We start from the raw sequence: 10,536 nt of genomic DNA on the forward strand, positions 1-10,536 counted from the left end.
TTCAAAATCCCTTCCTGGAAGCAGGGAGGGATTTTTATGGTGTTGTTTTTTAAAAAAGTATTAACTCCCCGGAGGGCGCTGTTTTAAAAACTCAACAGTGGACTCAGCCATTTGAAAGATTTTGTTTCGTAATTCTTTCGGTTCCACTACTTTAATTTGGTCTGCAAACCCTAATATATAGCCCTTTGCTTCCTCTTCTGTATCAAAAGAGAGCTTAACAGGTATCCAGTCATCTTTTTTCTTATCTCCAACTTCAATAATACGGGCAAAACGACCGGTAAATGTTAATCTTGATAAGATGGACTCCGTGACTTCCACACTCACTTCATAGGCAGGCAAATTTTTTACGAAGGCCTTTGTCGAGGATTTCCAATACTGGGCAAGGTCGAAGTTGGCTGGTCTTTCAAAGGTTTCATTAACAGGAACAGCATGCTGAATCCGTGAAGCCCTATAAGTTCGCAGGTCGCCATTTTCTTTCGAGGCAATTAAGTACCAAAGTTCCGATTTGGCAACCAGGCCAAGGGGGGCTACAATACGGTCATCCTTCTTTCCGTCTGCACGTTGATAGCTGATTTTTAATTTATTTTCATTCCATATGGCGTCTTTAAGGACTTCGAAGGAAGCTATTTCTTCTTTTTGCTTACGCCATCCACTAGTATCGATATGAATTCGGTTCCATACATCCTTAGCATTTTCCCGATAGATGGATGGCAGGGAAGCGACTAGTTTATTTCTTGCTTCTTCAGATGTTCGTGTCATACCAAGATCTTCAAGCAATTGTGCGGAAGGCGATACAAACAAAGCGCGTATTTCAGATTTTTTCAATCCAGTTAAATCTGTTTGATAGTCTTCTAATAGTGACCAGCCTCCATTTTTTCCACGCTCTGCAATAACAGGAATTCCTGTTCCACTCAAGGCTTCCATATCCCTATAAATGGTTCGTTCGGAGACTTCCAGCTTCTCCGCTAGTTCTTTTGCTGTCATTTGACCCTGTGACTGTAATAATAAAAGAATGGATACCAAACGGTCTCCTCTCATCCTGATCACCTTTTTCCACAATGATTATATTAATTTAATTAAATATGACACAAGTTGTCAAGAATTGATTGTTATAATGGGAATACTTTAGTCATGAAAGGAATGGGTTTATATGAATTCATTAAATGGAAAGGTTGCGCTTGTTACAGGAGGAAGCAGAGGAGCCGGGCGGGGCATTGCTGTTGAATTAGGAAAGGCTGGCGCAACCGTTTACGTCACCGGCCGCAGCACGAAAGGTGCCTCCACCAATGATTGGCCTGGTACGATTGATGACACAGTTGCTGAAATTGAAACCCATGGTGGAAAAGGGGTTGCGGTTAAGTGCGATCATACAGATGATTCAGAAACAGAATCTGTAATCAATCAAATTCGTCAGCAACAGGGAAGGTTAGATATTCTTGTCAACAATGTGTGGGGGGCGCATGATCTTGGCGTTGATGCTAACACTTTTTGGGAATTGCCATTGAAGCATTGGGATACGATGTTCACTGCTGGTGTACGTGCTCAGCTGGCTACGAATCATTACGCCATTCCACTACTTCGTGAAAATGAGAAATCGATTATTATTCACACGACCTTCTGGGATGATGGCAAATACACAGGACAGTTTTATTATGATTTAGCGAAGAATGCATTAATACGTATGGCTTATGGTCTTTCCATCGAATTAAAAAAAGACAATGTTGCCGTTCTTGCCGTTTCGCCAGGGTTTATGCGAACGGAACTTGTGTTGAAGCACCATGAAGCGGATGAAGAACATTGGGAGGAGTCAGAAGATCTGACGAGAACCGAAACGCCACATTATGTCGGACGGGGAATTGCAGCTTTGGCCAGTGATCCGAATGTGATGGAGAAAAGCGGACAGGTATTAAAAGCGGGTGATTTAGCCAGAGAGTATGAGTTTACCGATATTGATGGCAGGTATATCCCCCCGTTTACCATATGACTGGAAAAAGTAGTAACCTTTATTTGTTCCTGTAAAAGCTCTATTAGTTATAGATATAAAGGCTGAACCCTTAAAAAAGAAAAAAGTGCCGACCTCCAGTGAGTTAACGCTTTACTACAGTGGGGTCGGCATTTTTTTAATGAACCCACTACTTATTCTCCCTAGTAGAAGCTGCTTTTATCTTAATTTACAGTTGACTTCCACACGAAGGACCCATATACTTTTACGTAAGAACTGTTAACTGTTAACTTTTCAGAATATTCTCAAGGAGATAAAGTTATGAAGATTGAAAAGCAGAATATCAGTAATCGAGTACTCGAATACTTACGTAAGCAGATAATTCTTGGCCAGTACGAGAAAGGTGATTATCTGGTGGAAGCGGCTTTATCAAAAGAACTGGGGGTAAGCCGTGGTCCGATCAGGGAGGCCATATCAAAGCTGGAAGCGGAGAATCTTGTAGAAAGGCACTCCAACGGCAGAACGGTGGTGAAGCGGTTTGACATCATCGATATCCAAAACCTTTATGATAGTCGCATCCTGTTAGAAACTCATGCACTCAAACAGGTTGATCCGGAAGTTTTAGAAATGAATAAGGAAAATCTCTTTCTGTTTGTTGATGAGATGCAAAAATCGTATGAACACAAACAGAGGGATATTGAATCCGATTTAGCCTTCCATGGTTATCTGGTGCAATTGACGGATAACCATACATTGATTCAGCTATGGACCTCTTTAAAGGAAGTTTTTCGAACATTGATTGATATCACCAGTGAAGTGACAGAGTCCAAACAGCAGGAGATTATCGACCAGCACGTCAGTATAGTGGAATCATTAGCTGAGGGGGATCTGAAACAAGCAAACAACATGTTAACGGAACACTTACAAGATGCTTGTCACTATTGCTGTGAAGGTAAGAAATTAAATATGGGGAGAGATGAATATGTCTAATCAGAAAGTGAAATGTGCCATCATCGGTTCAGGTAACATCGGTACTGATTTAATGTACAAACTGCTTCGGAGTGATAAGCTCGAACTTACTGCGATGGTCGGGATCGATCGTAATTCAAAAGGGTTAGCGCTGGCGAAGGAACATGGAGTAAAACCGATTTATAACGGGATTGAAGGGCTGGCAGAAGAACCGGAATTAGCAGAGATCGTCTATGAAGCTACTTCAGCAAAAGCGCATGCATATAATGCGCCGATTTTAAAAAACTTGGGAATGAAAGCGATTGATTTGACGCCGGCAGCCGTAGGTCCTTTTTTAGTTCCGTCGGTGAATTTAAAGGAGGAAGAGATTGCCGAGCTGGATAACGTCAACATGGTTACGTGCGGCGGCCAGGCAACTATCCCGATGGTGAAAGCGATTTCTGATGTGGTGAAGGTGAATTATGCGGAAATCGTCGCGTCAATTGCCAGTAAAAGTGCTGGTCCTGGGACACGGCAGAACATTGATGAATTTACAGTGACGACGGCTAACGCCTTACGTGAGGTAGGGGGAGCCGATGAGTCTAAGGCTATCATTACACTAAACCCGGCAGAACCTCCAATTCTAATGAGAAATACGATCCACGTCCAGACGGAACAATCCGCCGAAGCATACACAGAAGACATATTAGCTTCCCTCGATTCCATGTTAAAAACGGTGCAGGGATATGTGAAAGGGTACCGCTTCAAGGCCGATCCAGTGATCAAAGGAAACGTTGTGACGGTCTCAGTGGAAGTGGAAGGAAACGGAGATTTTCTGCCTAAATATGCAGGCAATCTTGATATCATCACTTCAGCAGCCATGAAGACAGGAGAGGTCATGGCGGAACATATGACAAAGGAGGAAGCGGCACAATGAGCAATAATAGAAAAGTAGTTTTTAATGACGTAACATTGCGGGACGGGATGCATGCTATTTCCCATCAATATACAACCGAACAAATCGCTGAACTGGCACAGCTGATTGATGAGTCTGGCGTCGATATCATTGAAGCGACCCATGGAGACGGACTTGGAGGAAGCTCGATCCAGTATGGTTTTTCAAAAGAATCAGAGAAAGACATTATCACAACAGCAGTGAAAAATGCCAAGAACGCAAAAGTTGGCGTGCTGCTTCTTCCTGGTATCGGAACGATCGACCATTTGAAACAGGCAAGAGAGTGGGGCGCCTCCGTTGTGCGCGTCGCTACGCATTGCAGTGAAGCGGATGTTTCCGAACAACATATCAAAAAAGCAGTAGATTTGGGTATGGATACAGTAGGATTCCTGATGATGTCCCACCGTTCAACGCCGGAAGATTTACTGGAAGAAGCTAAAAAGATGGAATCTTACGGAGCCGGAACGATTTATGTAGTAGATTCCGCCGGGGCTTTGACGATGGATGATACCCGGAGAAGGATTGCGCTATTCAAAGAAAATCTGAGCACGGACATCGGGTTTCACGGACATAATAACCTGTCACTCGGCGTTGCCAACTCCATCGTTGCACTGGAAGAAGGAGCGGATCGGATTGATACGAGCCTTGCTGGCATGGGTGCGGGAGCAGGGAATACGGCTACCGAACAGCTTGTCGCTGTCATGAACAAAATGGATATCCCTCATTCGGTAGATTTATATAAAGCAATGGACGCGGCAGAAAACATCATGAAACCGATGATGAACCGCCCTGTCCAAATTGATCGCCTAAGCTTGACGTTAGGCTATACCGGTGTTTACTCCAGCTTCCTATTATTCGCAGAGCGGGCCGGGAAAGAATATGGGGTAGATCCGCGTGATATTTTGACAAAAATCAGTGAAATGGGTGCTGTCGGTGGCCAGGAAGACTGGATCATCGGGGTAGCTCAGGACTTGGCAAAAGAAAAAGCTCATGTGTAAATGGAAGTCCAGGCGTGGGAAATATCCACGCCTGGTCATTTTTAATCGAGGGTATAACCATTGAAAAAGGCGAGCCTGAAATTTCAGGCTCGCCTTATCATTTAGCGGCTCGAACATTAACTGTATCCGTTCTTGATAAATACGAGTTTATAGTAAAAGTTACAAGTTACTATATTTACATATAGCCCCACACTAGTCTTCTATCCACTAAAAGCGCCTGAAATATCTCTCATCATACCCCAAACGTTCCGATGCCTCTTTACCAGCTTCCATCACTTTTTTGGCTATATCCGGGATTTTACTATTTTTCATGCGCTGGATAGGTCCAACTACGGTAATTGCGCTGACCACTTTTCCTTTATAGTCCCGTATCGGGGCAGCTACAGATTTCGTTCCTTCTGTTAGTTCTTCTGTACTGACCGCGTACCCTTGTTCACGTATGGATGTAAGTTCTTCTTTAAGTAAATCGGGATCGGTGATGCTGTTTTCTGTATGTGCGACTAACCCTTGTTCGATGACAGCCTCCACAATATGTTCGTCACTAAAAGCAAGCAATACCTTGCCTGAACTTGTACAGTAGGAAGGGTTTCTCCTTCCGAGGTGCGTGAGAATACGAACAGGATGATTACATTCCTCTTTATGGATATAAATCGTATCGAGACCGTCCATGATCGCTAAGTGGGCTGTTTCCCCGGTGTCATTGACCAGTTTATATAGAACAGGAGCTGATTCTTTATGGATTTCCAGATTGTTGGTGACGATGCCCCCAAGCGTGAGGACGGACATTCCTAGTTTATAGGCATTGGTTTTTGGATCTTTAATGACAAACCCTTCACTGGCAAGTGTCGACAGTACACGGCTGACCGTGCTTTTTGCCAGGCCTAAGGATTCTGCCAGTTCGCTCACTTTTTTGGTTGGTTCGTATGTAGAAAAACTTTTTAAAATAAGTAATGCATTTTTTACAGAAGAAAGTGTTTGCGTCTGCTTCTTTTTGGGCATGTTTTTCACCTCTCTTGAATGGAGTTCTTTATAAGGGAACGATTCTGGGGAGTAGTTGATAGTTAATTATACGCTAATTATATAGAATTCTGGGCATTTTCTAAATAGAAATCAAAGAAAATTTTAATTATTTTTAATTTTGTTGCGTATAGAGGAACATTGGTGTTTTTAAAACTTTTGATGGTTTCTATAATGAACCTGTACCGAACAAAAAAAGATTTTTCAGAGATTATAATTATTCATTTATCGGAAACTGTGTTCAGGTTTCCAGAAAATTAAGGAGGCTTTCTATATGCAAACGACTAAAACAAAAGCTGTCGATTGCGCCCATTACATTAATGGTGCCTATGTACAGTCAGAAAATGGTAAAATGTTTGAAAATGTTAATCCAGCAACAGAAGAAGTGCTGGGATCCGTCGCAGAAGGTGGAAAAGGAGAAGTTGATCAAGCAGTAAGTGCTGCCAGAAAGGCGCTTAAAGGTGAATGGGGCAACATGCCTTTGAAAAAACGTTCGAACATTATCCGTAAAATCGGTGATTTGATTTTGGAGAGAAAAGAGGAACTTGCCGAGCTCGAATCTTTGGATACGGGTAAACCATTATGGCTCTCTAATAAAGTTGATATTGATCGTGCAGCCAACAATTTCTATTTCTTTGCTGATTATATGACTACAGTGGGAACCGAAGCTTATCAACAGGATGACATCGCCATTCATTATGCTGTACGTCGTCCAGTCGGTGTGGTGGGACTCATTAATCCATGGAACTTGCCACTCTTCCTGATGACTTGGAAGTTGGCTCCGGCTCTTGCGGCTGGAAACACAGCTGTGATGAAACCGTCTGAAGTGACTCCAATGACTGCAACTGTGCTGGCTCAGATTTGTAAGGACGCTGGGGTACCGGATGGCGTGGTCAACATGGTCCATGGCTTTGGTGAAACAGGTGCGGCACTATCCTCTCATGATGATGTGGATGCGATTGCCTTTACTGGTGAGACGATTACTGGTACTGCAATCATGAAGGTTGCTGCTCCAACATTAAAGAAGCTATCCTTTGAACTTGGCGGCAAGAACCCGAACATTATTTTTGCCGACGCTGACCTGGATGATGTCATTGAGACTACGATCAAGTCCAGTTTCATTAACCAGGGGGAAGTTTGCTTATGCGGTTCCAGAATATATGTGGAACGTTCAGCTTATGATGAGTTTCTTGAAAAATTTGCTGCAAAAACAAAAGAACTCAAAGTTGGCGATCCTTTCGACCCGGATACCAACGTCGGAGCATTGGTCAGTGAAGAACACTACAACAAAGTGGTCGGCTACCTGGATATTGCCAAAGAAGAAGGCGGTAACTTCCTGACAGGCGGTAAGCCTGCCGAAGGCTTTGATAAAGGCTTCTTCGTGGAACCTACGATTATTACAGGGCTTGGAACTGATGCCAGATGTGTACGCGAAGAAATCTTCGGACCAGTCGTAACCGTTGTTCCATTTGATACCGAAGATGAAGTGCTCGAACAAGTGAATGATACGCATTATGGTCTAAGTGCAAGCCTTTGGACAAGTGACATCAAACGTGCCACACGTTTCAGCGGACAAATCGAAGCTGGGATGGTTTGGGTGAACACTTGGTTCCTTCGAGACTTACGTACACCATTCGGAGGAATGAAGCGCAGTGGTATCGGCCGCGAAGGCGGGGCTCACAGTTTTGATTTCTACTCTGAATTAACAAATATCACGTTAAAAATGTAGGAGGATGACAGTGAAAACAGATAACGTAACGAAAAAGGAAACTCATGCGAAACACTTATTAGATGCTTGGAGTAAAGGGGAAGGGGTTCAGCCGCTCACAGGGCTGGATCCTGAGCTCTCCCTTGATGAAGCTTATCAGGTCCAATTACACACGATTGAACAAAAAGTGGAACAAGGACAACGGATAACTGGCAAGAAAATCGGTCTGACATCCAAGGCTATGCAAGAATCATTAGGTGTAGATGAACCGGACTATGGCCATTTGTTAAATGAGATGGAGTGTGCGAACCGTGGGAAGATCTCCTTTAAACAAGTCTTACAGCCAAGAGTAGAAGGAGAAATCGCCTTTATTTTAAAAGACGATTTAGTAGGACCCAATGTAACGACATTGGATGTTTTAAAAGCAACGGATGCTGTTGTTCCTGCACTTGAAATCGTAGACAGCCGTATTAAAGATTGGAAGATTACGTTAGCTGATACAGTGGCCGATAATGCATCTTCCGGGATGTATATTCTCGGGGGAAGACCGAAAAAGATTGAAGACGTAAACCTGAAGCAAATGGGCATGGCCCTTTATAAAAATGATGAATTACTCAATACAGGTGTTGGTGCCGCCGCTTTAGGGGATCCGGCAAAATGTGTGGCCTGGCTCGCCAACAAACTGGCAGGCTATGATATTACATTAAAAGCAGGCGAAATTATTTTATCAGGAGCATTATCTGCTGCCATGCCTGCTGAACCTGGAGATCATTTTTACGCGAAATTTGCTGAATTAGGAGAAGTGCATGTTTCATTCACGGAGTAAAGGAAGGTTATATAATGGATAATCATCTAATTAAAGAGCTTGCTGATTATGTACATCATGCAGAAAAAGAAAAACGGGAAATAACAAAAATTACCGCCGATTTATATCCTGAACTTTCTATTGATGAAGGGTATATCGTTCAAGAAGAGCTGGTTCGTCAAAAAATTGCAGAAGGCTATCAAATCATTGGCCCAAAAATGGGGATTACCAGTGAGGCTAAAATGAAACAGATGGATGTGGATGATCCGATCTACGGCTATGTATTCGATAATATGGTGGTCGAGGATGGGGATTCCATTTCTATCTCGGATTATATTCATCCCAAAGTGGAACCTGAAATTGGGTTTATGTTAGCAAGGGATTTAGAAGGACCAAACGTGACCGCTCTTGACGTGCTGCGGGCGACAGAATATGTATTTCCGGCAATAGAGATTATTGACAGCCGCTATGAGAACTTCAACTTTACGCTGCCGGATGTTATTGCAGATAATACATCTGCAGCAGGTGCCGTGTTTGGAACCTATTTAAGAAAACCTGATGAACTGGACCTTGATGTGGTCGGTGTGACGTTATCTATAAATGGAGAAATCCAGTCATTGGGGGCAGGTGCCGCTGTGCTTGGAAATCCAGCCAATTCAGTGGCCAGACTGGCCAATATGTTAAGTAAAAAGGGAGAAAAAGTAAAAGCGGGACAGCCGATTTTAACCGGTGGTGTCACAGCAGCGGTTCGCCTATCTCCTGGTGACTTTGTCCAGGCAGAATACGGCGGATTAGGTAACGTGTCATTTTTTGTGCGTTAAGAAAGTTTACCTTTGTTAGCGGGTTAAAAGATAGGTAAAGAGTAAAATCTTTAGAGGTGGTGAAGGACTTGCCAATTATCAATGTACAAATGATGGAGGGAAGAGATCCAGATAAAATTGAATCACTGATGAAGAATCTGACTGACACAGTCAGCGAGTCACTGGGTGCTCCAAAAGAAAATGTACGCGTTCTTGTCAATGAAGTACCAAAAACGCATTGGTCTATTGGTGGTAAAAGTGCAAAAGAATTAGGAAAATAAGAAAAGCGAAGAGACGATTCTTTGCCTTCCAACTTTATGGGAGCGGCAGAATCGTCTCTTTGCTTTATTAGGCCTCTGTATATTTATGATTGATGATCGAGTAAATGATTTTTTTAGCCAGACTCTCGATGCGAGAATTATTTCGAAATTGGACATAGACTTCATTAGGAATACTATAAATTTCATCAATTTCCCGGACTTCTACTTCTTCTTCGTATCTTCGATCAACCCCAAGTTTAGGAATGATTCCAATTCCAATCTCATTGGCAACAGCATTTAGCAGCATTTCGTTATTATCGACATCCATACGGGTAATATTCTGAGCGCCATTGAGCTGCTTATCAATTAGATTCCATAAGGTGGAATTTCTTCTATAACTGATGATCGTTTCCCCACTTAAGTCTTTTACATGAAGGGTTTGTCTTTGGCATAATGGATGCTCTTTTGGCAGGACAACAACCAGATTATTATCAAATAAGTATTCGGAAATAATGTCAGGATTATTGGATAGAGCATTTCTGGTAAAGATTAAATCTACATCTCCTGATAAAGCCCGTTCATTTAAACTGACAGAATCATAACCTTCTATCACTTGAACATCAATATCCCCTATCGATTTAATCGTTTTTAAAAGTTCTACAATAAATGAATGCGAGTATCCGGGAGAGAAGCCAACCTTTATGATTGGAGCCTTAACCATGTTGGGGATTTCCTTGGAATGATTGATATATAATAGGATATTTTTGGCGTATTCTATGAACAAATTGGCTTCTTCGGTTAAAAAGATTTCGTGACCGACTCTTTTAAAGAGTTGACATTGCAGGATCTCTTCTAAAGCCTTTATTCGTGAGGTAACGGTCGGTTGGGTGACATTAAGAACTTCAGCGGCTTTGGAATAGCTTCTATGTTGGACAACGGTAAGAAACGTATGTAATTGGCATTCATTCATCTGGTTTCCTCCTAAATCTTCCTTATTAAAAGGCTCTGTTTAACGATGCTGATTTTTCATAAGAGGCCTATTCAACTAAATGTAAAGTCGAAGACTTTACTTCCGGGTATTATTCGGGAGAAAGGGCGTAGGG

At 42.5% G+C, this 10,536-nt stretch carries 11 protein-coding genes; 8 read left to right on the plus strand and 3 right to left on the minus strand.

Annotated features, from left to right (window positions below):
- Window positions 1–60: 60 nt before the first annotated feature.
- Entirely contained in the window at window positions 61–1,038 is a 978-nt protein-coding gene (locus ACGTN9_RS10820; RefSeq protein WP_499592648.1) for a helix-turn-helix transcriptional regulator, read from the minus strand.
- Between the two features lie 112 nt (window positions 1,039–1,150).
- Here ACGTN9_RS10820 and ACGTN9_RS10825 point away from each other — a divergent pair, with 112 nt between their 5' ends.
- The 4 genes from ACGTN9_RS10825 to dmpG all read left to right on the plus strand — a co-directional run bounded on the left by ACGTN9_RS10825 (window position 1,151) and on the right by dmpG (window position 4,843).
- Entirely contained in the window at window positions 1,151–1,984 is an 834-nt protein-coding gene (locus tag ACGTN9_RS10825) for an SDR family oxidoreductase (RefSeq protein ID WP_499592650.1), read from the plus strand.
- A gap of 279 nt (window positions 1,985–2,263) precedes the next feature.
- Complete coding sequence (locus ACGTN9_RS10830) at window positions 2,264–2,932, plus strand: GntR family transcriptional regulator (RefSeq protein ID WP_499592652.1); 669 nt, start codon at window positions 2,264–2,266, stop codon at window positions 2,930–2,932.
- On the plus strand, window positions 2,925–3,827 hold the full coding sequence (locus ACGTN9_RS10835; protein ID WP_499592654.1) for an acetaldehyde dehydrogenase (acetylating): 903 nt from the start codon (window positions 2,925–2,927) through the stop codon (window positions 3,825–3,827). The genes ACGTN9_RS10830 and ACGTN9_RS10835 overlap by 8 nt, the downstream gene beginning before the upstream one ends.
- Window positions 3,824–4,843, plus strand: a complete 1,020-nt coding sequence (dmpG, locus tag ACGTN9_RS10840; protein WP_499592655.1) for a 4-hydroxy-2-oxovalerate aldolase — start codon at window positions 3,824–3,826, stop codon at window positions 4,841–4,843. The genes ACGTN9_RS10835 and dmpG overlap by 4 nt, the downstream gene beginning before the upstream one ends.
- 207 nt (window positions 4,844–5,050) lie before the next feature.
- Here the strand turns inward: dmpG and ACGTN9_RS10845 are convergent, their stop codons facing one another.
- Complete coding sequence (locus tag ACGTN9_RS10845; RefSeq protein ID WP_499592657.1) at window positions 5,051–5,842, minus strand: IclR family transcriptional regulator; 792 nt, start codon at window positions 5,840–5,842, stop codon at window positions 5,051–5,053.
- A 292-nt stretch (window positions 5,843–6,134) separates the two neighbouring features.
- Between ACGTN9_RS10845 and ACGTN9_RS10850 the strand changes: the two genes are divergently transcribed.
- The 4 genes from ACGTN9_RS10850 to ACGTN9_RS10865 all read left to right on the plus strand — a co-directional run bounded on the left by ACGTN9_RS10850 (window position 6,135) and on the right by ACGTN9_RS10865 (window position 9,454).
- The gene (locus ACGTN9_RS10850; protein WP_499592659.1) at window positions 6,135–7,589 is read left to right on the plus strand and encodes an aldehyde dehydrogenase; all 1,455 of its coding nucleotides are present in this window, start codon (window positions 6,135–6,137) and stop codon (window positions 7,587–7,589) included.
- Between the two features lie 10 nt (window positions 7,590–7,599).
- Window positions 7,600–8,394 carry a 2-keto-4-pentenoate hydratase gene (locus ACGTN9_RS10855; protein WP_499592661.1) on the plus strand — a complete coding sequence of 265 codons (795 nt, stop codon included), beginning with the start codon at window positions 7,600–7,602 and terminating at the stop codon, window positions 8,392–8,394.
- A gap of 14 nt (window positions 8,395–8,408) precedes the next feature.
- Entirely contained in the window at window positions 8,409–9,194 is a 786-nt protein-coding gene (locus tag ACGTN9_RS10860) for a 2-keto-4-pentenoate hydratase (protein ID WP_499592663.1), read from the plus strand.
- 68 nt (window positions 9,195–9,262) lie between these two features.
- Complete coding sequence (locus ACGTN9_RS10865) at window positions 9,263–9,454, plus strand: 4-oxalocrotonate tautomerase (protein ID WP_499592664.1); 192 nt, start codon at window positions 9,263–9,265, stop codon at window positions 9,452–9,454.
- A 67-nt stretch (window positions 9,455–9,521) separates the two neighbouring features.
- Here ACGTN9_RS10865 and ACGTN9_RS10870 read toward each other — a convergent pair whose 3' ends face one another.
- Window positions 9,522–10,403, minus strand: a complete 882-nt coding sequence (locus tag ACGTN9_RS10870; RefSeq protein WP_499592666.1) for a LysR family transcriptional regulator — start codon at window positions 10,401–10,403, stop codon at window positions 9,522–9,524.
- Between the last annotated feature and the right edge of the window lie 133 nt (window positions 10,404–10,536).

The organism is Halobacillus sp. B23F22_5 (genome assembly GCF_043497085.1).
In the GTDB taxonomy this organism is placed as follows: domain Bacteria; phylum Bacillota; class Bacilli; order Bacillales; family Halobacillaceae; genus Thalassobacillus.